The 22,250-nt window shown below is 56.5% G+C and carries 19 protein-coding genes; 4 read left to right on the forward strand and 15 right to left on the reverse strand.

The features are described 5' to 3' along the window. Positions 1 to 551: 551 nt before the first annotated feature. The 4 genes from poxB (at position 552) to SK62_RS13530 (ending at position 5,863) form a co-directional block, all read left to right on the forward strand. Complete coding sequence (gene poxB, locus SK62_RS13515) at positions 552 to 2,270, forward strand: ubiquinone-dependent pyruvate dehydrogenase (protein WP_017693711.1); 1,719 nt, start codon at positions 552 to 554, stop codon at positions 2,268 to 2,270. A gap of 38 nt (positions 2,271 to 2,308) precedes the next feature. Beyond that, the gene (gene ltaE, locus SK62_RS13520) at positions 2,309 to 3,310 is read left to right on the forward strand and encodes a low-specificity L-threonine aldolase (protein ID WP_023296208.1); all 1,002 of its coding nucleotides are present in this window, start codon (positions 2,309 to 2,311) and stop codon (positions 3,308 to 3,310) included. Between the two features lie 10 nt (positions 3,311 to 3,320). Further along, the gene (locus tag SK62_RS13525; protein ID WP_023303382.1) at positions 3,321 to 4,757 is read left to right on the forward strand and encodes an SDR family oxidoreductase; all 1,437 of its coding nucleotides are present in this window, start codon (positions 3,321 to 3,323) and stop codon (positions 4,755 to 4,757) included. A 92-nt stretch (positions 4,758 to 4,849) separates the two neighbouring features. After that, positions 4,850 to 5,863, forward strand: coding sequence for an NAD-dependent epimerase/dehydratase family protein (locus SK62_RS13530; RefSeq protein WP_047718780.1), 1,014 nt, complete (start codon positions 4,850 to 4,852; stop codon positions 5,861 to 5,863). Positions 5,864 to 6,009: 146 nt separating this feature from the next. Here SK62_RS13530 and SK62_RS13535 read toward each other — a convergent pair whose 3' ends face one another. The 15 genes from SK62_RS13535 to gspC form a co-directional block, all read right to left on the reverse strand. Further along, positions 6,010 to 7,821 (reverse strand): glycoside hydrolase family 19 protein, encoded by a 1,812-nt coding sequence (locus SK62_RS13535; RefSeq protein WP_047718669.1) that lies wholly within the window; start codon positions 7,819 to 7,821, stop codon positions 6,010 to 6,012. A gap of 134 nt (positions 7,822 to 7,955) precedes the next feature. Next, a complete protein-coding gene (gene iagB, locus SK62_RS13540) occupies positions 7,956 to 8,396 on the reverse strand; it encodes a type III secretion system invasion protein IagB (RefSeq protein ID WP_017384854.1) in 441 nt (146 codons plus the stop codon). Positions 8,397 to 8,498: 102 nt separating this feature from the next. Continuing rightward, positions 8,499 to 11,201, reverse strand: a complete 2,703-nt coding sequence (locus SK62_RS13545; protein WP_047718672.1) for a glycosyl hydrolase family 18 protein — start codon at positions 11,199 to 11,201, stop codon at positions 8,499 to 8,501. Between the two features lie 253 nt (positions 11,202 to 11,454). Then, positions 11,455 to 12,252, reverse strand: coding sequence for a prepilin peptidase (locus SK62_RS13550; RefSeq protein ID WP_047718675.1), 798 nt, complete (start codon positions 12,250 to 12,252; stop codon positions 11,455 to 11,457). Continuing rightward, positions 12,249 to 12,734 (reverse strand): type II secretion system protein GspM, encoded by a 486-nt coding sequence (gene gspM, locus SK62_RS13555; RefSeq protein ID WP_047718677.1) that lies wholly within the window; start codon positions 12,732 to 12,734, stop codon positions 12,249 to 12,251. The genes SK62_RS13550 and gspM overlap by 4 nt, the downstream gene beginning before the upstream one ends. After that, a complete protein-coding gene (gspL, locus tag SK62_RS13560) occupies positions 12,731 to 13,864 on the reverse strand; it encodes a type II secretion system protein GspL (protein ID WP_047051796.1) in 1,134 nt (377 codons plus the stop codon). The genes gspM and gspL overlap by 4 nt, the downstream gene beginning before the upstream one ends. 15 nt (positions 13,865 to 13,879) lie before the next feature. After that, on the reverse strand, positions 13,880 to 14,890 hold the full coding sequence (gspK, locus tag SK62_RS13565) for a type II secretion system minor pseudopilin GspK (RefSeq protein ID WP_047718679.1): 1,011 nt from the start codon (positions 14,888 to 14,890) through the stop codon (positions 13,880 to 13,882). Next, the gene (gene gspJ / locus SK62_RS13570) at positions 14,887 to 15,534 is read right to left on the reverse strand and encodes a type II secretion system minor pseudopilin GspJ (protein ID WP_047718681.1); all 648 of its coding nucleotides are present in this window, start codon (positions 15,532 to 15,534) and stop codon (positions 14,887 to 14,889) included. Before gspJ ends, gspK begins: the two co-directional genes overlap by 4 nt. Continuing rightward, positions 15,531 to 15,911 (reverse strand): type II secretion system minor pseudopilin GspI, encoded by a 381-nt coding sequence (gene gspI / locus SK62_RS13575; RefSeq protein ID WP_045348025.1) that lies wholly within the window; start codon positions 15,909 to 15,911, stop codon positions 15,531 to 15,533. Before gspI ends, gspJ begins: the two co-directional genes overlap by 4 nt. Next, positions 15,904 to 16,389 carry a type II secretion system minor pseudopilin GspH gene (gene gspH, locus SK62_RS13580; RefSeq protein ID WP_047718683.1) on the reverse strand — a complete coding sequence of 162 codons (486 nt, stop codon included), beginning with the start codon at positions 16,387 to 16,389 and terminating at the stop codon, positions 15,904 to 15,906. Before gspH ends, gspI begins: the two co-directional genes overlap by 8 nt. Further along, positions 16,389 to 16,838 (reverse strand): type II secretion system major pseudopilin GspG, encoded by a 450-nt coding sequence (gspG, locus tag SK62_RS13585; protein ID WP_045348023.1) that lies wholly within the window; start codon positions 16,836 to 16,838, stop codon positions 16,389 to 16,391. The genes gspH and gspG overlap by 1 nt, the downstream gene beginning before the upstream one ends. Positions 16,839 to 16,841: 3 nt before the next feature. Further along, positions 16,842 to 18,050, reverse strand: coding sequence for a type II secretion system inner membrane protein GspF (gene gspF / locus SK62_RS13590; protein WP_047718684.1), 1,209 nt, complete (start codon positions 18,048 to 18,050; stop codon positions 16,842 to 16,844). Continuing rightward, positions 18,050 to 19,528 carry a type II secretion system ATPase GspE gene (gene gspE, locus SK62_RS13595; protein WP_017693721.1) on the reverse strand — a complete coding sequence of 493 codons (1,479 nt, stop codon included), beginning with the start codon at positions 19,526 to 19,528 and terminating at the stop codon, positions 18,050 to 18,052. The genes gspF and gspE overlap by 1 nt, the downstream gene beginning before the upstream one ends. Before the next feature lie 14 nt (positions 19,529 to 19,542). Continuing rightward, complete coding sequence (gspD, locus tag SK62_RS13600) at positions 19,543 to 21,459, reverse strand: type II secretion system secretin GspD (protein ID WP_047718686.1); 1,917 nt, start codon at positions 21,457 to 21,459, stop codon at positions 19,543 to 19,545. A 13-nt stretch (positions 21,460 to 21,472) separates the two neighbouring features. Continuing rightward, positions 21,473 to 22,204, reverse strand: coding sequence for a type II secretion system protein GspC (gspC, locus tag SK62_RS13605; protein ID WP_017693723.1), 732 nt, complete (start codon positions 22,202 to 22,204; stop codon positions 21,473 to 21,475). Positions 22,205 to 22,250 lie beyond the last annotated feature (46 nt).

A 22,250-nucleotide genomic window follows, 5' to 3' on the forward strand; every position in this document is an offset into this window, starting at 1 on the left:
CAGCGCCACCGGGCTTTTTGCCCATGCAGGCCAGCGCATTTGCCTTTGGAACCTCTGTAGGCCCGGTAAGCGTCAGCGCCACCGGGCTTTTTGCCGGGTGGCACTACGTTTACCCGGCCTACATTGTGCCTACGGCCTGTACGGCAGTGAACCGTGGCTAAAGGCATGAGCAAATCAGGCAAGATTTCTAAGCTGCCTGCCCGGCAGTGAACAAAACACGCTGGCGCGTGTCGGTGTCGCCGTATTTCTAAGCTGCCTGCCCGGCAGTGAACTGAAGCAATCTACATCTATCCCTTTGTCTGATAAACCAATACCTCAAAAACTCCCTCCAACCCCTTTTTTATTCCCCTTCAGCCTAACCATATAAAATCAACAACTTATGCACCATCAGGAAAAAAGGGTCTGCAAACCCGCTTCCTCCCGCCCCAACCTCAGCCCGCTGGCGGCGCGTCGCGCAGAAAAACCACCTGTACTTAAGGAATACTGAGCAGGCAATACAGCGACTTTCTTCTAAGCTTGTAAGCGATATCACAAAAAGGAGACGGACAACCATGAAACAAACTGTGGCTGCATACATAGCGAAAACCCTTGAGCAGGCTGGCGTAAAGCGTATCTGGGGCGTCACTGGCGATTCTCTGAACGGACTCAGCGATAGCCTTAACAAGATGAAAACTATTGAGTGGATGCCCACCCGCCATGAAGAAGTCGCCGCCTTTGCCGCCGGTGCCGAAGCGCAGCTTACGGGTGAACTCGCCGTCTGTGCAGGTTCCTGCGGACCGGGAAACCTGCACCTCATCAACGGTCTGTTCGACTGTCACCGCAACCATGTTCCGGTGCTGGCGATTGCGGCTCACATTCCGTCATCTGAAATCGGTAGCGGCTATTTTCAGGAGACGCATCCGCAGGAGCTGTTCCGTGAATGCAGCCACTATTGCGAGCTGGTCTCATCGCCGGAGCAGATCCCACAGGTGCTGGCGATAGCCATGCGTAAGGCGATCCTGAATCGCGGGGTTTCGGTGGTTGTGCTGCCGGGGGACGTGGCGCTGAAGGCCGCACCTGAAACCGCCACCACCCACTGGTACTCTGCGCCCCAGCCAACCATTACCCCTGCCGAAGAAGAGCTGAAAAAGCTGGCACAGCTGCTGCGATACTCCAGCAATATCGCCCTGATGTGCGGCAGCGGCTGCGCCGGCGCGCATAAAGAGCTGGTGGAATTTGCCGGTAAGCTGAAGGCGCCAGTTGTGCACGCCCTGCGCGGGAAAGAGCACGTTGAATACGATAACCCGTACGATGTCGGCATGACCGGGCTGATCGGTTTTTCCAGCGGCTTCCACACCATGATGAACGCCGACACGCTGATCCTGCTCGGCACCCAGTTCCCGTACCGCGCGTTCTACCCGACGGATGCCAAAATTATCCAGATCGACATTAATCCCGGCAGCATCGGCGCGCACAGCAAGGTGGATATGGCGCTTATCGGCGATATCAAATCCACCCTCGCCGCCCTGCTGCCGCTGCTGGAAGAAAAAACGGACCGCAAATTCCTCGATAAAGCCCTGAGCGATTATCGCGATGCGCGCAAGGGGCTGGACGATCTCGCCAAACCGAGCGAAAAAGCGATCCACCCGCAGTATCTGGCGCAGCAGATCAGCCACTTCGCCGACGACGATGCCATCTTCACCTGCGACGTAGGAACGCCCACCGTCTGGGCCGCGCGCTATCTGAAAATGAACGGCAAACGTCGCCTGCTTGGGTCGTTCAACCATGGCTCAATGGCCAACGCCATGCCGCAGGCGCTGGGTGCAAAGGCGACGGCACCGGAACGTCAGGTGGTGGCGATGTGCGGCGACGGCGGGTTCAGTATGCTGATGGGGGATTTCCTGTCGGTGGCGCAGATGAAGCTTCCGCTCAAAATCGTGGTCTTTAACAACAGCGTTCTGGGCTTCGTGGCGATGGAGATGAAGGCCGGAGGCTACCTCACGGACGGCACCGAACTGCACGACACCAACTTCGCCCGCATCGCCGAAGCCTGCGGTATCACCGGTATTAGGGTGGAGAAAGCCTCAGAGGTGGACGACGCCCTGCAACGCGCCTTCGCCATCGACGGCCCGGTGCTGGTGGATGTGGTGGTCGCCAAAGAAGAGCTGGCGATCCCGCCTCAAATCAAGCTGGAACAGGCCAAAGGTTTTAGCCTCTACATGCTGCGCGCCATCATCAGCGGGCGCGGTGACGAAGTGATCGAACTAGCAAAAACCAACTGGCTCAGGTAAAACATTTCACAAGACCTCTTAAATTAAAGGGATGTGAAATGATTGATTTACGTAGTGATACCGTTACCCGTCCGGGCCGCGCCATGCTCGAAGAGATGATGGCCGCCCCGGTCGGGGACGACGTCTACGGCGATGACCCGACGGTCAACGAACTCCAGCGCTATGCGGCAGAGCTGAGCGGTAAAGAGGCTGCCCTGTTCCTGCCCACCGGCACGCAGGCTAACCTGGTGGCGCTGCTCAGCCACTGCGAGCGCGGCGAGGAGTATATCGTCGGCCAGGGGGCGCATAACTACCTGTACGAAGCCGGCGGTGCGGCGGTGCTTGGCAGCATCCAGCCGCAGCCGATCGATGCCGCACCCGACGGTACGCTGCCGCTGGACAAAGTCGCGGCGAAAATCAAAGCCGACGATATTCACTTCGCCCGCACTAAACTGCTGAGCCTCGAAAACACCCATAACGGTAAAGTCCTGCCGCGCGAATACCTGAAAGCGGCATGGGACTTTACCCGCGAGCGTAAGCTCGGCCTGCACGTTGACGGCGCACGTATCTTCAACGCCGTGGTGGAGTACGGCTGCGAGCTGAAAGCGATCACCCAATATTGCGACTCGTTCACCATTTGCCTCTCTAAAGGGCTGGGTACGCCGGTAGGTTCCCTGCTGGTTGGCAGCGCGGACTACATCAGGCGCGCCAACCGCTGGCGCAAAATGACCGGCGGCGGGATGCGTCAGGCGGGTATTCTGGCGGCTGCCGGACTGTACGCCCTGAAAAATAACGTGTCACGCCTGAAAGACGATCACGACAATGCGGCGTGGATGGCAGCGCAGCTGCGTGAAATCGGCGCTGATGTCATGCGTCACGACACTAACATGCTGTTTGTCCGCGTCGGCGATGAGCATGCTGCCGCGCTGGGCGACTTTATGAAAGCCCGAGGCGTGCTGATTAACGCCTCCCCGGTCGTACGGCTGGTGATGCACCTTGACGTTAACCGCGAGCAGCTGACCGAGGTGGTGGAACACTGGCAGGCATTTTTACAGCGTTAAGGAGCATACCGTGCCGCAACGTATTCTGGTGCTCGGCGCCAGCGGGTATATCGGTCAGCATCTGACCACTGCGTTAAGCCAGCAGGGGCACCAGGTGCTGGCAGCGGCACGTAACACGGAACGCCTGCAAAAGCTACATTTGCCTGGCGTGACGTGTCACAACGTTGACCTTAGCTGGCCGAAAGCGCTTCCTGCGCTGCTGGAAGGGGTCGATACGCTTTACTACCTTGTCCACAGCATGGGCGAAGGCGGCGATTTTATCGCCCACGAGCGTCAGGTGGCGATGAACGTTCGTGATGCGCTGCTGCAAACGCCGGTGAAGCAGGTGATTTTTTTAAGCTCGCTCCAGGCGCCTGAGCACGAGCAGTCAGACCATCTGCGCGCCCGACAGCTGACGGCAGAAACGCTGCGGAGCGCCCGTATCCCCGTTACCGAACTGCGGGCAGGGATCATCGTCGGCGCGGGGTCCGCCGCGTTCGAAGTGATGCGCGATATGGTCTACAACCTGCCCGTGCTGACGCCGCCGCGCTGGGTACGCTCGCGCACCACGCCCATTGCGCTGGAGAATTTACTCCACTATCTGGTGGCATTGCTGGATCACCCGGCGGAGCAGCATCGCGTGCTGGAGGCGGCAGGTCCGGAAGTGCTGAGCTATCAGGCGCAGTTCGAACATTTTATGCGGGTGAGTGGCCGCCACCGCTGGCTGATCCCCATCCCCTTCCCGACCCGCTGGATATCGGTGTGGTTTTTGAATGTGATCACCTCCGTGCCGCCGACGACCGCCAAAGCGCTTATCCAGGGGTTGAAGCACGATCTGCTGGCGGACGATCTCGCGCTGCGCGCCTTAATTCCCCAGGAACTCATCCGCTTTGACGACGCGGTGCGCAACACGCTGAAAGAGGAAGAGAAGCTGGTGAACTCCAGCGACTGGGGTTATGACGCGCAGGCGTTTGCCCGCTGGCGGCCCGAGTACGGCTATTATCCGAAACAGGCGGGCTGTACGGTAAAAACCACGGCCAGCCTGGCAGCGCTGTGGGAAGTTGTGAACCAGATCGGCGGCAAAGAGCGCTATTTCTTCGGCAATATTCTGTGGCAAACGCGCGGCGCGCTGGATCTGCTGGTCGGTCACCGGCTGGCAAAAGGCCGCCCTGCCCATCCCTGGCTGAAGGTGGGCGATACCGTCGACAGCTGGAAAGTGATTATTGTTGAGCCGGAAAAACAGCTGGCGCTGCTGTTTGGCATGAAGGCGCCGGGGCTGGGGCGGCTCTGCTTCACCCTCAAGGACAACGGCGACCATCGTGAACTGGACGTTCGGGCATGGTGGCATCCTCACGGAATGCCGGGTCTGTTTTACTGGTTGCTGATGATCCCGGCACACCTGTTTATCTTCCGCGGAATGGCGAAACGGATTGCGCAACTGGCAGAAGAAAAGCGGGAAAATAACTAAATAAAACTCTTAATCTTTCACCTTTCCCATTGCAACACATCGTAATTCACGAAAGAATGCGCACGAAATTCTTTTCAACACAGTGGATTGTTATGAAGGTACTGGTTACCGGGGCGACCAGCGGCTTAGGCCGAAATGCGGTCGAGTTTCTGCGCAACAAAGGCATCAGCGTGAGGGCCACCGGTCGCAATGAGGCGATGGGTAAGCTCCTGCAAAAAATGGGCGCTGAATTTGTCCATGCCGATCTGACGGAGCTGGTCTCCTCTCAGGCCAAGGTGATGCTCGCCGGTATCGATACGCTGTGGCACTGCTCCAGTTTTACCTCTCCGTGGGGTACCCAGGAAGCCTTTGATCTCGCCAACGTGCGCGCCACGCGTCGTCTGGGCGAATGGGCCGTCGCCTGGGGCGTGCGTAACTTTATTCATATCTCCTCCCCGTCGCTCTATTTCGACTATCACCACCATCGTGATATTCAGGAAGATTTCCGCCCGGCGCGCTTCGCCTGCGAGTTTGCCCGCAGTAAAGCGGCGGGCGAAGAGGTGATCGACCTGCTGGCCCAGTCAAACCCGCACACCCGCTTTACCGTGCTGCGTCCGCAGAGCCTGTTTGGGCCGCACGACAAAGTCTTTATCCCGCGACTGGCCCAGATGATGCACCACTACGGCAGCGTGCTGTTACCGCGCGGCGGCGATGCGCTGGTGGACATGACCTATTACGAAAATGCCGTTCACGCCATGTGGCTGGCGAGCCAGCCGGAATGCGATAAGCTGGTGTCGGGCCGCGCGTACAACATCACCAACGGCGAACCCTGTACCCTGCGCAGCATTGTGCAAAGGCTGATTGACGAGTTAAAAATCGACTGCCGGATCCGTTCTGTTCCTTACCCGATGCTGGACATGATTGCCCGCAGCATGGAGCGCTTTGGCAGTAAATCGGCGAAAGAGCCTGCGCTGACGCATTACGGTGTATCGAAGCTCAACTTTGATTTTACGCTGGATATTTCGCGGGCGGAGAACGAGCTGGGATATAAACCGATTGTATCGCTGGATAAAGGGATAGTGCGTACGGCGGCGTGGTTACGGGATCACGGGAAGTTGCACCGGTAAGCGTTCCAGCCTCATGTAGGCCGGGTAAGCGCAGCGCCACCCGGCAAAAAACAGAGAGTGCGGACTGATGCCTTCACCCCGGCCCTCTCCCACAGGGAGAGGGTGCAGACACTAAAACGGCAACCCTGGGGGTTGCCGTTTGCTGTTTATAATGCCGTCCAGGCTTCAGCCCATGCCAGACCTGCGCCAGGTTCATAGTACGTCGGCGCATTGTTACACCAGCCGCTGTACGGGAACGGTTTGCACTGGAATAGTTTACCGTGGTTGTTCACGATATCACCGGCGTTGTACTTGCTGTTCGCGCTCCATGCCGGGTAAGACGTATCTTCTCCGGATGGCGTTGCCGCTTTCGCTTTCACGTTCAGCAGGTAAGACGTGGTGCTGCTCAGTTCGCCATCGCTAACGGTCAGGCTCACTTCATACTGCTGCGCCGTCGCAGACTCTGGTGCTGTAAAGGTCACAACCGCTTTGTCCTGACCGGTAACAGTCTGACCATCCTGGGAACGCCAGGTATACGTCAGCGTGTTACCATCTGGATCGGTAGAGCCTTCGGCGCTCAGAGAAACCTGCGCACCCGCTTCCACTGCACCGATCGGACCGGCAATCTGCGCAACCGGCGCGTGGTTCACCACAACCGGCGTTTCATCCGGCGTTGGGGTTGGTGCCGGCGTTTCATCGTCGGATGGCGTCGGTGTTGGCGTGACCGGCGTTTCGTCCGGGGTCTCGGAAGAACCCTCGTCGTTAACAATTTTCACGTTAAAGAAGTGCTGCACGCACTTGCTGTAGTCACCGTCTTTAAATGCGCTGAACGGGGTCTGGTAACCCACCAGCTGGCAAGAGTAGGTTTTGCCGTCCGGAGTATCCGCGCTCCATCCCCAGTCCTGTTCCCAGTAAATCTTCAGGGCGCCTGCGCCACCTTCGTCGAACTGCTTCATGTTGGCGCAACCCAACACTTCGTTCGCCGGAACAGGCACTTTCAGGTAGTTCGCGAACTCTTTGTAGTACTTGATACGGTTTTGAGACTGCGCAATTTCAGTCGGGCCGTCGCACTCAACGCCGCCGTTGATGATCTGGGTGGTCACACCAAAGCCCGGAACCAGACCGTTGGCTTTATCGTGATCGTTCGGCTGCCATGTACCGTCGATCACCTGCAACATGCTTGGTTTTGGCGGCTGCGGATAGGCGAAGAAGAAGATCGCACTCGCCAGGTTCAGCCAGGTGTCCGCCACCAGCTCAGGTTTGTCGAGCAGCGTACGCACGTCGCCGTACATCGCTTCAGAGAATGGGCCGTAGTTGTAATTGTAGGACAACTGTTTCGCACCACGACCGAAGTAGCTCAGGAAATCGCCGTCTTTATCTTTACCGCAAGGCCAGGTCTGCCCCTGCCAGACGTCCGGGTTACATTCGCCGTTATAACCGCCCTTCTGCCCTTCGCTCCAGCCCATTTCACGTACGTGGACCAGCGCCTGACGCCATTCGGCTTCCGGACGCCAGCTTTCGTGGCCGCCGGTCTCCTGGGCAAAGTGGGCAAACATGGTGGCCAGTTCTTTGCGGCAGATGGCGTCGCTGTCACGACCGTCATTGTAGGTCTTACACAGCGCCGGGAATTTACCCACGGCTTTCAGGAAGTTGCTGTAGGTATAGGCCTGCGCGCGCAGCGGGAAGAGATATTCCCAGTCGCTGGCTTTCACAATCCCTTCAACGCGTTTAACGTTGTCCGGGTTCGCCGCCCGGCCTGGCTCAATCAATTCAACCTGCGCGTTATCCAGCGTCTGGATGGTCTCTTTAACCGAAGCCATCAGCGGGAAGTCCGTCAGTTCCTTCTCTTTCTTCGCCAGATCGCTGGCTTTGATGGTGTACGGCTCACTGCTGGTCTCCTTCAGGTTAGCAGCCTGAGCCATGAGTGGCGCCACGCAGGCTCCCGCAATGAGTACACTCAGTAACGTCCTTTTGTTCATTTCAGTTTTCCTGTTCGTTTAAAATTAAATGTTATAATCCCGGCTTAGGTATTACTCCGTTAATACATAAACCACATTCAGCTGTTTTCACTTTTCGAAGAACACCTTCAGGAATTCTTCAAAAATAAAAAACGTTAATAACGTGCTGCTAATTTGAGTTGCTGATATTTGGCCCAGACCTTATGGGCATATTTCATCCTCTGCGGATAATTTTCTTTTTTCAGTCCGGCGTTATATGCGCCAACGGCTTCCCAGTTATAGCCATACACCCTGATCATCCCGGCGAGGATAGAAGCCCCGACCATGATCGAAGTACATGGCTCCGTGATTAACCGGTATTCGTCGATTCCTCTGCTTTCCAGCGCGGTAAAATGCGAACTGTTGATTTGCATCAGCCCGACATCCCGCGTGCCATCGCGGTTTTGCCCAACCGCATACGGGTTCATTCCGGATTCCACATTCGCTATCGCGTACAGTAAATAAGGGTCGACATGATAATAATGCGCCGCTTTATTCCAACAGTTTGCCAGAGCGCTTTGGCTTATTATCAATAACAACAAAATCAACTTTTTCATTTTTACCTGCTGACAGTTTCGGTTATTTCTCCTTACCAACATCCTGTAAAATGAATTTTGAATCACTCCCCCTCTAAAAGGGGGAGTCATTAATGGGTTAGATTATTTGCAGTCTGTTGATGCGCCTTCTTTTACCCATACGTCGCTGTTGGCTGGATTATCACCACGGGTCCACCATTTCGCACGGTAAACGTTTCCTTCATAGGTGGTGGTGTCGCCGCCGTTGTAGACCAGGTCAGAACGCCAGTTCATCTTCACGTTGCTCACCAGCTCCCATGCATCCACACCGAAGCCAGGCTGATTGCCCTGAGTCCAGTACTTCGCTTTCCACACCAGATGGTCGAAGCTTACGGTATCGCCACCGTTGTAGATTTTGCTGGATTCCCATGCCGCATATTTGCTGGCGTTAGCATCCACAGGCGCATCGCAGCTCCCTTTGTCAGACGGTGGAGTCACATCATCAGCCGGCGGGGTAACGTCATCCGCCGGGTTAGTGTCTTCGTCATCTGGCACAGGTGCAGGCGCCGCTTTCGGATTCACGGTGACCTGGACGTTAGACTGCACGCTGGTCTTACCGTCGCTCACCACCACGCTCAGGGTGTAGGTAGACGTCGAGCTCACTTCCGGCGCAGTGATGTTCACGTTCGCGGAGTCAGTCCCGGTAGCGTGCATATCTGCTGGTACACTCCAGGCGTAGGTCAACGCATCTCCGTCTGGATCCGCGGCCTGGGCATGCAGCGCATAGGTTTCACCTGATTCAAGCGTGATCGCTTCCATTGGGTTTAAAACCGGTGCCTGGTTAGCTTTCGGCGCCTTGTTCACCACCTGGACATCAATCGCGTTGCTCAGGCCTTTTGCATCGGTCACCGTCAGGCGGAACACCATGGTCTGGTCGGACGTCGCGGCGGCAACGTTAAAGGTCGCTTTCGCTTTGGTGCTGTTGGTGATGGTGACCGACGGACCAGAGACCTGAGTCCATTTGTAGGTAATCGCATCGCCATCAGGATCGCTTGAAGCAGAGCCATCGAGCGTGACGGTTACCGGGCCAGACACGTTCTGATCGGCAGAGGACGCGATTGGCGCGTGGTTGGTGACCTCCGGATCAACCGGCGTAGCGTCGCCGCCCAGCAGGCTTTCGTTCATCGCGTTCAGGATGTCACCGGTGTCAGAGTCGATAGACCATGCGAACAGGCCACCCAGTTTATTCGCCAGAACATACTTACCTTTCGCCGTGGTTGAACGCGCATCTTCGTACGTGATCAGGTCGCCGGTAGTTTTGTTGAAGACGTAAGGGGCTTCCGCATCAGCGTCGTAGCCGTATTCCCAGCCTGGTTTGCCTTTGTATTCGTTAACGATCTGACGATAGTCAACCACACCGGGTTCCCAGGTCCCTTTCACCATACCTGTAGCGGTGCCGGTGAAAGGATTGTTACCGGTGTAGCCATGCACGCCGGTCCAGCCGCGGCCATACATTCCCGCACCCACCACGATCTTGCCTGGTTGTACGCCCTGGGAAAGCAGCGCGTTAACGCCATTTTCAGTGGTGTAGTCAGTGTCCGGACGCCATGCTGGCGCGCGCAGCGCCGCCTGGTGGCCGAGAACGGTGTTGCTCCAGCCGCCGTAGAAGTCATAGCTCATCAGGAAGATGTGGTCGAGGTACTGCTGAGCGGCAGTGTAATCCACGTCTTCGATCTTATCGCGACCTGCACCGATGGCGCTGGTCAGTTCATAGGTACGGCCCGTCTGTGCAGAGAGCTCGTTCAGCATGGTGCGCAGGTCATGCATCAGCGCGGTATAGGTCGCTTTATCCTGCTGCGGATTGCCCAGGTTTTCGCTCACACCGCCGCCGCCAGGGAATTCCCAGTCGATATCCACGCCGTCAAAGAATTTCCAGGTCTGGAGGAACTCTTTCACAGAAGAGACAAAGCGTGCGCGGATAGCCGGGTCACCCATGTGGAAGAAGGGATCGGAGAGCGTCCAGCCGCCGATAGATGGCAGCACTTTCAGGTCCGGATGCGCTTTTTTCAGCGCCATCAGCTGGCCAAAGTTACCTTTATACGGGTCGTCCCAGCCGGAGACGCCAGCCTGTGGTTTTTGCAGCGCAGCCCATGGGTCGTGGATCGCCACGGTATAGTCAGGTCGGCCCTTACAGTCGTTCTGGAGCACGCGGAAGCTGTTGCCGCCTTCAATGGTTTTCAGGCCGTCGTTGATGCCGTCACCGCCACAGATTGGAATGAAGCCGTAAAGAATGTGGTTGAGGTTTGCCGCAGGGATCTTATCAACCGGGAAGTTACGGTCATAAACGCCCCACTCCGGGAAGTAGGCCGCAACCACTTTATCGGTATGCTTCGCGAACGCTTTGTTGTTCTCCTGGAGAGACGTATTCAGCGGCAGCAGGTGGCTACCGTCGGTGTCAGCCACAATAATCAGCTTACTGGCGCTTTTCGCACAGCCGCTGGCGTTACAGACTTCAACCTGTTCCTGATAACGCCCGCCTTTTTTCACTTTAAACGTTGCAGAGCCCGTCGCACCGGCTGCGCCGGTCCATACGGTCTGTCCGTCCAGCAAAACTTTCGCAGAAGTTGGCGCATCACCACTCCAGACGTTCCACTCAACTTTTACATCCACGCCATCGTTATGCACTTTGACAAGATTGTTATAATCCTGAGCAGCCTGATCGACTTCCACCAGGGCAAATTTGTCATTGCCATAGCCGATCGTCGGTGCACCTGGCGCTGCTGCAAATGCGGAGCTGGTTGCCGCCGCAATAAAGAGCGCCAGATATTTTGGCTTCATAAATTTCATTTTTATTTCCTGATAAATTTATTTATAACGTAGTAACCCATGTCTTCCGTGAGATCATGGATGCGTTTCGCGTAATGCGTATTTAACCAACGTGAGTGCCGTGAACAAAAAATTGTTGCTGCGTTGTATTCCTCCATTAAAAGATACAAGCTAAATCCCGTGTAGCTTATATCTCTTACGATACACTGAGCGTAAAGGATCGTCCTTTCCTTTCTCCATCAAAAAGATTTATAAAAAATCTTGACCTGTATATTTAAAATGTGAAAGCAATTTGCTGACTAATAAACACCCCTATTCCAGCAAAGGCGAGATAAGGACCAAAAGAAATAGTGAGGTTATTTTTATTTAAATTATTTACGGCGAAATAACCGACAATACCGCTTAACGCTGCCGCCAGTTCAATAGAGGGCAACGCCTGCCAGCCGCACCAGGCGCCCAGCGCCGCCAGTAGCTTAAAATCCCCGTAACCGAGACCTTCTCGTCCGGCGATCAGTCGAAAAGCCCAGTAGAGCAGCCAGAGCGACAGATAGCCCGCCACCGCGCCGAACAGCGCATCGCATAGCGGCAACGTGTGGTCAAACGCATGGAGCACTAACCCCGCCCACAGCAGCGGCTGGGTCAGGCAGTCCGGAAGCAGCTGGTGCTGCCAGTCGATCATGGCCAGCGGCAGTAAAAAAGCCGCCAGTAACCACAAAGAGAACAGCGCCTGAACGTCCGGCATGCACCAGGCGGTGATGCCAAAAAACAAGGCGGAGATCAGTTCGACCAGAAAGAGTCGCAGCGGGATCGCGCTGCCGCACTGGTGGCAGCGCCCCCGTAATAAAAGCCAGCTGAGCAGCGGGATGTTTTCCCACGCCGCAAGCGTGTGCTGGCACACCGGACAGTGCGAGGCCGGAAAGAGCAGATTGCCGCTCCCCTCTTCATCCATCACCATCCCCGGTACGCGCTCGGCGACAACGCCAAGAAAACTGCCCACAATGCCACCCAGGATCGCACTCATTATCGGGAACCCTACCGGGCAGGCGTCCCGTATCAGCGCGAAGGTATTCATGCGTTTTTTGACCAGGTGAGCTGCACCTGCGCTTTCACGTCGCTGAGGTGGTCAACCGGCGTGAGGTTTATTTTTTGCAGTCTCACGCCGGAGGTCTGATTAATTTCGCGCAGCCAGCTTTTTAATTCATACACATTCACCCGATTCACCACGAACGATAAAGTTTGCCCCTCCTGGCGCACATCCGTCAGTGAAAGGTTAATTTCATGGGCGCTGTTCTCGACCACCGTACGCGGATTATCCGTTTTGACTAACTGGACCTGAAGATGATTTTTATCAATTTCACTGCGCATCCAGTTAAGCGTCTCTTTTTGTCTTTTAAGCGTCGATTTACTATTTTGAATCATATTATCCAAGGGGATCACTCCTGTGTAATACACCGCTGCCCCCACAATGGCAACGGCACATATTTTTAAAATAATTTTTTCCCGGGCGCTGTAATTCTGATAGCGCGCTTTCAGCTGCGCGATTCGCTCTTTCATTTATGTTTCCCTGCGATCATGGCGGTATACGGTTCGGTTGTTGAAACAGGCTGTAAGGTAAAATCAAAATTCTCACGGGTCTGGTTAACAAACGCCTGCAACGCGGGCTGGTTTTGCGCGCTGACGCTGAGCGTCAGGGTGTTTTGCTGCGCATCGTATTCCAGCAGATCGATCTCCATCGCAGGGACTGCCTGCCGGGCTTTCTCCAGCTCATCAAGCTGAAGAAAGAATCCCTTGCTCTGTTTTTTCAGGCTTTGACCAAAGTGATATTTGATATTGGTCTGCTGGCGCATGCTGGGGAAATGGTGCTGATAAACCTGGACTATCTCCTCCTGCACCCGATTTTCCTGCTGCACCAGCATCCAGGCCATCGCAATGCGTGGCCCCAGCAGCAGACCAACAGACAGCACGCCCGCCGCCACCATCGCCGCTTTCATACTTTTCGCCGCCCGCCCATGACCGGCCTTAAGGCTGAATTCACCGTGAAGCAGGTTAACGCGGCAGGTTTGCCACTGCGGCTGGATCAGCGCCAGCGGATGCTGCCAGGCATGCTGCACGTCAACGTGTACCTTCGCAGGCGCATCGCCGTAGCACCACACTTCCCCGACCCCGGCTTTCTGCATTAACAGCGGCAGCAGGGTTGCCTCCATTTCACCCGCCACATGGGGCGATAAACGCAGCCAGTAGCCATCATCCTGCGCGACCAGCGTGCTGCCCCCTGCCGTCACAGGCAGCAGCCAGGCATCAGGCAGGGCCTGAATCACGTTTAATCCGGCCTCCTGACAGCGGGTTAATGCCGCGCGCAGGCGGTCGGCGTCAATGGCCACGGCGTCGACGTCGGCGCCTTTTTTGTGGAGTACCGTCCAGTGGAGGTTGTCCACGTCGCCAATCAGCGTCTCTTCCGCCATCCACGAGAAAGCCATCGCCTGAGAAGCCACCTTTTTCGGCAGCGTAAAATGGCGGAAAATCATGTCGCTGGCGGGCAACAGGAGACAAACGCGCGTAGCCAGGGGGTGTTCGGCCAGCATCTCCAGGCTGTCGACCACCTCGACGCGCTCGCTGCCGGACTCACACCACATTATTTTCCCGCCCTCGCGGCTGTCGGGACGAACAAAAAGTACCTGTTTCATAACGTTCTACTTTTCTTATTCAATCATTCGGTAACGACGCTGCCACGTCACGATCTCACCGGCTTCGTTATTCACCTGAAGCTGGCTGACCACGCGAAGCGTTAATTCATCGGTATTGCCGGTGTAATTCACGCGGAAGTACCGGCTGTTTATAGAAAATTGATCCGCCACCTGCGGGAGATCGTCTTTTAACTGCGGGAAGGCCTGCTCCAGCGCTTTGCTGAACGCTTCCATATTTTCCCAGCCCGATTCCGGACGCGCATCCAGCAGGCGAACGGCGTCATCCCGCGTGAGTTTTCCCGGGAACATGGCCGCCAGCACGGCGGCCTGTTCCGGTTGCAGGGTGTTGACATCGATCTTGCTGGCAGCGTCCGGCAGCGCGCATAACAGCTTGCTCACCTTCGGATACGCCGTAACAGGGAACGCCGGCAGCAGTTTGATTTCCGCGATGCTGCGCATCATCTGATTTGCTGGTTGCCGCGCGGGCACGACGCCAGCCCACGCATCGCTTTCGGCCCCCTCTTTCGCCGTGGTGCTGTCGCCATCGAGATAATCCACCAGCTGGAAATAGACCGCCTCCGCCGTGCCCGGGCTGAGGCCGCTTTCCGTCAGGAGTTGTTCAACAATCCGCTCTTTACGCGGTTTTTCCGCCACCGCGGGAGCGCTTTGCCCCTGGGGTGCGACGTCGGCGGTCAACAGGTTGTTGACGTTAAAGCAGTCCTGCGCATCTTCCACCTGGCTCACGACCGTATAATCTTCACCCTGCGTCTCCAGCGGCTGATGCCAGTCGCCGTCCAGGGCCAGCGGCTTGCTCTCGCCGCTGGCGTCGGTCTGTAACCGGTCCTTCACCACTTTTTCCTGGGCCTGCATCGCCCAGCGCAGCTGCTGCTGGCTTACCTGATAATGCGTTTTCTGCAAATTACGGCAGAACTGCTGGCTGATTTTGGCGGCCAGCGCCGACATCATCACCAGCAAAATCAGCACCACCAGCAGGGCGACGCCCTGTTGTTGACGGATCCGCTTCATGGTCTGGTCTCCGGCGAAGGCGCTGCATCCGGGGTCGGCGCAGGCGCGTCGGCGGCTTTCTCTGGCGCCGCGGCAGCGGCCACCTCCGGCATATCACCCGGCGTGGTGAACACCCAGCGCCAGGTATCCCCGTTTTCCATCGTCAACGTAATCTCCACGCCGTCCGGCAGATGGGCGGCGTCGTGCCAGGCTGTCAGCCAGCCCTGACGATAAAACCGCCACTGCAATGATTTTACGCCGCTGACAATCGGCACTTCGTCAGGCTTAACGTCCGCCGGGCCGTCAATGACCGGCCAGACGTCGCGATACAAACGCCCCTCTTCCAGCCGCCAGCGCACGCGCTCCAGCTGGACCGTTCCGCTCACGCCATTCAGGGTGGTCAGTTCAAGGGTATCGCCCTCCTGACGAAACAGCTCCGGCTCATTACGCGGGGCGCGCGCCTGAAGCTGGAAAAAATCACGCTCCATCAGACTCCAGGCACGCTGAAGCTGGTTGAGCTTTGCGGCGCTGGCATCCGTCGCCGAGCTGGTACGCATCGCGCCGTCCAGAATTTGCCAGGCCAGGGTGCTGATCACCGCGAAGATAGTCAGCGCAATCATGATTTCCAGCAGGGTAAAACCGCGCTGGCGTCGCGTTTTCTTCACTTGCTCTCTCCCGGCGGAATGATGCGCAGGGAAATAACCGGCTGGCTCTCATCGCCTTCCGCATACACGCGTAGGGTATTCGCCCAGACGTTGTCGGCGGTTTTCACCCGCTGCTTACGCCAGTTCCAGCTGCGCCCGCCCATGATTTCCGTCCCCTGCTGTTCAGCATCCGGGAAGTCGGTTTTCGTGAGCTGTGCTTCCGCCAGCTGGTTTTCCGCCACCCAACTGGCCTGCAAGGTATCGGCCAGGCCATGGGTAAAACGCACGTTCAGGGAGACCGAGTTCATCAGCGCCAGCGCGGCGGTGGAGAAAATCACCAGGGCGACCATCACCTCCAGCAGCGTCATCCCCTTTTGCTTTTTGTTGCCGTTAGCCATCGTTTTCTACCGATACCGGCGCCGCACCGTGCGACACCACGCGGAAATGGTGCTGTTTGTCGTAACTTTGCAGCGTCAGCGTAAAGCGGCTGATTTCACCGTCCGGTAAAAAGATCACCTGCGGCTCGGACGTCACCGTCGCGGCCAGGCGCTGCGGCGAGAGCGACACGTGCATCTCTTCCGGAAAATCACCTTTGGTGTTAATGCGTCCGGCAGATAATGGCACCCAGTGACGCTCGCCATTTTTATCGGCGATCGTCACCAGCTGATATTTATCGGTGGTGATCACCAGCCCGACAATATTTCCGTCCATCACCGCACGGTCTGAACCATAATCAACGAGCGCTTTTAATTGCTGGCCAAATATATCCGCGCCGCTGCGCGAAGGAATGGTGGATACCACCATCATGGCGCAACTGGCAAATATCACCAGCGCCAGAATAATTTCCAGCAACGTAAAGCCGCGTTGATTTTTCATTATTTCTCTTTCTTATCCAGAGACCAGTTGGTAATGTCATCGGCGGTATTGGCTTCGCCGTCCGGACCGGCTGAGAAGACGTCCACCGCGCCGTGTTTACCCGGGCTTACCAGAATATAATCATTGCCCCAGGGGTCCTGCGGCAGGCGACGGATATAGCCGTCCGTGCGGTAGCCGTTCGGGATTGGCGCGATTTCAGGTTTGGTCACCAGCGCCTGCAAACCCTGCTCTGTGGTCGGGTAGCGGTGGTTATCCAGCTTGTACATATCCAGCGAGCCTTCGAGCGCGACAATATCGCTGGTTGCTTTTTGCGTATCAGCTTTTTCCTTATTGCCCATTAAATTTGGCACCACCATACTCGCCAGTACGCCGAGAATAACAATAACCACCATTAATTCGAGCAATGTAAAGCCCGCCTGGCGAGCCAGGTTTTTACGTTTTAAAGCCATGATTTAACCTACCATATTATTAAGTTGCAGAAGCGGTTGTAATATTGACAGAACGATGAATAAAACAATCGTCGCCATGGATACCACCAGCGCCGGTTCAAAGACCGACAGCGTTAATGTAATTCGATGTTGTAAGGCCGATTCCTGGTTTTCCGCCGCGCGGTCCATTAAATTACCTAATTCCCCGCTCTCTTCGCCGGAGGCAATCATATACAGCATGGTGGGCGGGAATAATTTCGCCTGTTCCAGCGCCGCATACAGCGACGCCCCCTGGCGCACGGTGTCGGCGGCCTGCTCCAGCACCTGCCGGGCATAGCGGTTTTCGATACCGTCCATCGCGATATACATCCCCTCCAGCAGCGGCACGCTACTGGCCTGCAAAATGCTCAGGGTACGGATATAGCGGGCGCTGTTGATGGCGCAGACCAGCTTTTTAATCGGCGAGCCGTTCACCAGCCAGCTGTGCCAGCGAAAACGGTTTTTGGCATTCCTCAGCCAGGTTTTGAAGCCGATAAAGCCGCCCCCCAGAATGCCCACAATATAAATGCCCCAGGCTTGCAGGAAATCACTGACCGCAATCAGCGTCCGGGTGGTGATCGGCAGCTGCTGCTTCATGTGGGTAAACTGCTCGATCACCTGCGGCACCACCGCCACCAGCAGGATGCTGTTGACCGCGATGGCGACCACGGTGAGGGTTATCGGGTAGACCATTGCCTGCGTCAGCTTGCTTTTCATCTTCTGGCGCTGCTCGTTGTACTCCGCCAGCTTTTCCAGCACGTCGCCCAGGTGACCGGTTTTCTCCCCGGCCATCACCAGCGTGCAGTAAAGCTTGTCGAAGGTGCGCGGAAACTGGCTGAAGGCATCGAACAGGGTGTGGCCTTCCACCACCTTTTCGCGGATCTCCACCACCATCGCCGCCAGCTTTTTGTCTTCCGTCTGCTTCGAGATCGCTTTCAACGCGCTCTCCAGCGGCAGCGCGGCGTTGACCAGCGTCGAAAGCTGACGGGTAAACATCGACAGCACCGGAGTGGAGAGCTTCACTCCGGTTTTCGCTTTCCCGCCAGCCGCCGTTTCGCGGGTTTCGGTGATGCTGACGGGCATCAGCTTTTGCTCGCGAAGCCACTGGCGAACCTGCTTCTGCCCCTCGGCCTGTAACGTCCCGCGCTGTGTTTTCCCCGCGGCATCCGTCGCTGTCCAGGCGTAGAAAGCCATTACGCATCCCCCCCACGCTCGGCGGTGACGCGCATGACTTCTTCCAGAGACGTCACGCCGCTAATCACCTTCAGCAGCCCGTTTTCACGCAGGCTGTAGGCCTGCTTAAAGAGCTGCGTTTCGAGGGTCATTTCATCCTTATCTTCATGGATGGCGCGGCGCATGGCGCTGTCCACCACCAGAAATTCATGGATACCGGCGCGGCCCTGATAGCCGCTCTGACGGCAGTGTTCGCACCCCACCGCGCGGTAAATCGCTTCTGGCGGCGCGTCCATAAAGCTGAACAGCGCTTTTTCATTGGCGTCCAGCGGACTGGTGGTGCGGCAGTGCGTACACAGCCGACGCACCAGACGCTGGGCAATGACACCGAGCAGCGATGAACCGATTAAAAACGACTCCAGCCCCATATCCCGCAGACGGGTTATCGCCCCTGCGGCACTGTTGGTGTGCAGCGTCGACATCACCAGGTGACCGGTCAGCGACGCCTGCACCGCGATCTGGGCGGTCTCACCGTCGCGAATTTCCCCGATCATCACCACGTCCGGGTCCTGACGCAGAATGGCGCGCAGCCCGCGGGCAAAGGTCATGTCCACGCGCGGGTTAACCTGCGTCTGCCCCACCCCTTCCAGCTCGTACTCAATCGGGTCTTCCACGGTCAGAATGTTGCGTTCGTGGCCGTTCAGCGCCGAAAGAATGGCGTACAGAGTGGTACTTTTACCGGAACCCGTCGGGCCGGTAACGAGGATGATCCCGTGCGGGCGGTCGATCAGCCCTTTCAGCTTCTCCAGCTCTTCATCAATCAGCCCCAGCTTGTTGATGTCGGGCTTGAGATTGCTTTTATCGAGCAGGCGCATCACCACGCGCTCGCCGTACTGGGACGGAATGGTCGAGACGCGCACGTCGATGGCCTTGCGACCGATGCGCAGGGAGATACGGCCATCCTGCGGGAGGCGTTTCTCGGCGATGTCCAGTTTCGACATCACCTTGATACGCGACACCAGCAGCGGGGCGAGCTTACGCGCCGGTTGCAGCACCGGGCGCAGCACGCCGTCAACGCGAAAGCGAATACTCAGGGTGCGCTCGAAGGTTTCGATATGAATATCCGACGCGCCGTCCTTCACCGCCTCGCCGAGAATGGCGTTGATCAGGCGGATCACCGGCGAGTTTTCATCGTTATCGAGCAAATCTTCGTTATCCGGGATCTCCTCGGTTAACGCCATCAGATCGATATCCGCGTCCATGTCGTCCACCAGCTGCTGCGACACGCCGCTGCTCTGCTGCCAGATTTTGGCCAGCATCTCGTCAAACGCTTCCGGCGCCAGGGTGAGCGGGACGAACGCGCGTCCCAGCACCCGGCGCACCTCCAGCAGTGCTAATGCCGGGGTGTCCTCACGGATATAGACGTCATTGTTGTAAAGCAGAACGCCGTTTTCTTTTGCGTAGTTGCTGCTACACAGGGTTTTAGTCAGTTCGTCCACGTTTCCCCTCCGCCTTACTCTTTAAACGGATTGCGTGCCGCGTGGGTTTTCACGGGTGCAGTGCTGGCGGCAGGAAACGCTGGCAGTACGGCGTTGTCGCTCGGCTCGACAATACCGAGCTTTTTCTCTTCCACGCGCTGCATCTGGCGCACCCGGATCTGGTCGTATTTCTCTTTCGAGGCTGCGCTGTAGTTGTCGTCGTCACGCAGGACGGTGGTATGAATAAACACCATCAGGTTGCGTTTAGAGGTATCCTGCGAGGTGTAGCGGAACAGCTGCCCGACCAGCGGGATATCGCCGAGCAGCGGCACTTTGGAGACCGACTGTTTGGTCACATTTTCCATCAGGCCGCCGAGCACCACCGTCTGGCCACTGTGGACCATCACTTCGTTATTAATCGTGCGCGTGTTGAAGGTTGGGCCGAGGCTGGAATCTTCCGTTGCGCTGTTGTCGACGCTGGATACTTCCTGCTCAATCTTCAGGTGGATCATGTCGCCATCGTTGATTTGCGGCACAATCTTCAGCTTGGTCCCCACGGTTTTACGCTCAACCGAGTTAAAGACGTTGTCGCCGCTGGTGGTTTGCGAACCGGAAAGCACCGGCACATCCTGACCGACGTTGAACGACGCTTCTTTATTATCCAGCGTGACCACGCTTGGCGTGGAGAGGATGTCGTTTTTACCGTCGGTGGAGAGCGCGGTCACCAGCGCACCGAAATCACCGTTAAAGAAGCCGGTCGCAAGGCCCGTGAAGCTCGCCCCTTTCATGGTGCCATTTTTAATCTGGCTGATTGGCAGGCCGGTAGCGCCAAACTGCACGCCGCCGTGCTTGCTGGTCCACTGCACGCCAAGATCCAGGCCGTTGCCGTCCTGCACTTCGGCAATGATCGCTTCCACCAGCACCTGCGGACGGCGAATATCCAGCTTGTCGATCACCTTCTCCAGGGAGTTCATCACGTTAGGCTGCGCGGTGATCACCAGAGAGTTGGTCGACTCGTCGGCGGTAATGTTCAGGTCGGTTGAGGCGCTCGCGGTTTTCGCTTTGGCCGCGCCCGGCTTGTCTTTCAGCTGCTCGCCAATCCCCGTCAGCACCGGTACCACTTTGGTGGCGCTGGCATATTTGAGATAGAAGACGCGGGTGTTTCCTTCGTTATTCTGCTCGCGATCCAGCTGATGGATAAGGGAACGGGTACGCGCGCGCGCATCTTCCGAGCCGCTGATCACCAGGCTATTGGTTTCGTCATCCGCCACCACCTTGGTCGCCAGCTGCGGCGCATTCTGCCCCTTCTGCTCTTCGTTGTTGAGGTTATTCAACATATCCGAAAGCTCTTTGGCAGAGGCAAAGCGCAGCGGGATGATTTCGCGGCGCTTAATACCCTCTTTATCGACGCGCTGAACCAGATCCACCAGGCGGTTCACCACCGAGGCTTTACCGGTTAACAGCAGGACGTTGGACGGCTCAAAGTGGACCACATTCCCGATGCCGGTGGCATCCTTGAGCTGACGCAGCAGCGGGGCCAGCTCGCGAACGGGTACGTTTTCCATACGCACCACGCGGGTGATAATCTCGTCACCTTTGCCCGGGTTCTTGCTGTCTGCCAGCGGCGCACCGGCGGTACGCGCTACGCTTGAGCGCACCACTTTGACCATGCCGTTGTCCATCGGGATCACCGACAGGCCGTAGAGATCCAGCACGCTCAGGAAGAACTGGTAATACTCATCCTCCGTCAGCACGTTGTAGGTTCTGACCGAGACGGTTCCCTGGACGGACGGATCGACCAGAATAGTTTTGTTGAGATTGCGACCTACCGTATCGATAAACTCGCGAATATCAGTATTTTTAAAACTTGCGCTAAAGTTAGCTGCAAGCAGCGAACTAGAATATAACGACAATGCGGTCAGCGCCACGCACGCCCAGGGAAATTTTTTCATGTCTGCACACTTATTAATTGTTTAGAACATTAACCCGAATATTTTCAAGGTGAGCGTGACGTCGTACGATGACCTCCGCTTCTTTCATTTTCGACCAGTTGGCAATAATGCTTTTCGCTTTTGCTTCATCGGTCATATCGACAGAGTTAACCTGAATCGCCACATCGCCTTTTTCCAGACCTGACTGACTGTAAAAGGCGGAGGCATTCCTTGGGTTTATCCTGTAGCCTTCCAGTCGGCCTTTTTCAATGATGGGTTTTAACACCAGATAATCATCAAGATGCACACTCTCTGCGCCAGCATCTTTCGTCGATTTTGTAACCGGGCCGCTCTCCACGCCCCCCTTAAAATAGTCCGGTTTATTTAACGCCAGTACCTGCGTAGCACCTTCATAATTAACCACCACATTATCTTTGTTTATTTCCTGAATAAATGCGTCGTTAAACCCGGCGAGCGGTTCACCCTCGCGGTAGCTTCGCTGGCCGCCCGGGGTTTTGATGACAGCGAAGGAGAGCCAGGCGTCATCACTGCGCACAATGCCTTCAATCTCCGCCGCCAGCGGGGGTTTTGCCGCAGCCGATAAGTTCTCCTGACGGACGGCAGCCGTAAAAAGCGTGAAGGGTTTGTCTTCGCGCGTTTTTTTCAGCGGCTGTAGGTCAGAATTAGCAAACTTATTCATAACTTTTTTATAATCTTTAAAGGTGAGATAGCCTTGCTGGCCACAAAAAATGAGCAGCAAAAACATAATACAAGGCGTTATCCACCGTGACAGAAATGAGAACCTCATTTTT

This window comes from Enterobacter sp. BIDMC109 (genome assembly GCF_001037885.1).
Lineage (GTDB): Bacteria > Pseudomonadota > Gammaproteobacteria > Enterobacterales > Enterobacteriaceae > Enterobacter > Enterobacter hormaechei_C.

What these genes read in the sequence shown, in the direction of transcription:
- poxB (WP_017693711.1), top strand. Translation starts at nt 552, where the DNA reads ATGAAACAAACTGTGGCTGCATACATAGCGAAAACCCTTGAGCAGGCT.
- ltaE (WP_023296208.1), top strand. Translation starts at nt 2,309, where the DNA reads ATGATTGATTTACGTAGTGATACCGTTACCCGTCCGGGCCGCGCCATG.
- SK62_RS13530 (WP_047718780.1), top strand. Translation starts at nt 4,850, where the DNA reads ATGAAGGTACTGGTTACCGGGGCGACCAGCGGCTTAGGCCGAAATGCG.
- SK62_RS13535 (WP_047718669.1), bottom strand. Translation starts at nt 7,821, where the DNA reads ATGAACAAAAGGACGTTACTGAGTGTACTCATTGCGGGAGCCTGCGTG.
- iagB (WP_017384854.1), bottom strand. Translation starts at nt 8,396, where the DNA reads ATGAAAAAGTTGATTTTGTTGTTATTGATAATAAGCCAAAGCGCTCTG.
- SK62_RS13545 (WP_047718672.1), bottom strand. Translation starts at nt 11,201, where the DNA reads ATGAAATTTATGAAGCCAAAATATCTGGCGCTCTTTATTGCGGCGGCA.
- SK62_RS13550 (WP_047718675.1), bottom strand. Translation starts at nt 12,252, where the DNA reads ATGAATACCTTCGCGCTGATACGGGACGCCTGCCCGGTAGGGTTCCCG.
- gspM (WP_047718677.1), bottom strand. Translation starts at nt 12,734, where the DNA reads ATGAAAGAGCGAATCGCGCAGCTGAAAGCGCGCTATCAGAATTACAGC.
- gspL (WP_047051796.1), bottom strand. Translation starts at nt 13,864, where the DNA reads ATGAAACAGGTACTTTTTGTTCGTCCCGACAGCCGCGAGGGCGGGAAA.
- gspK (WP_047718679.1), bottom strand. Translation starts at nt 14,890, where the DNA reads ATGAAGCGGATCCGTCAACAACAGGGCGTCGCCCTGCTGGTGGTGCTG.
- gspI (WP_045348025.1), bottom strand. Translation starts at nt 15,911, where the DNA reads ATGGCTAACGGCAACAAAAAGCAAAAGGGGATGACGCTGCTGGAGGTG.
- gspH (WP_047718683.1), bottom strand. Translation starts at nt 16,389, where the DNA reads ATGAAAAATCAACGCGGCTTTACGTTGCTGGAAATTATTCTGGCGCTG.
- gspG (WP_045348023.1), bottom strand. Translation starts at nt 16,838, where the DNA reads ATGGCTTTAAAACGTAAAAACCTGGCTCGCCAGGCGGGCTTTACATTG.
- gspF (WP_047718684.1), bottom strand. Translation starts at nt 18,050, where the DNA reads ATGGCTTTCTACGCCTGGACAGCGACGGATGCCGCGGGGAAAACACAG.
- gspD (WP_047718686.1), bottom strand. Translation starts at nt 21,459, where the DNA reads ATGAAAAAATTTCCCTGGGCGTGCGTGGCGCTGACCGCATTGTCGTTA.
- gspC (WP_017693723.1), bottom strand. Translation starts at nt 22,204, where the DNA reads ATGTTTTTGCTGCTCATTTTTTGTGGCCAGCAAGGCTATCTCACCTTT.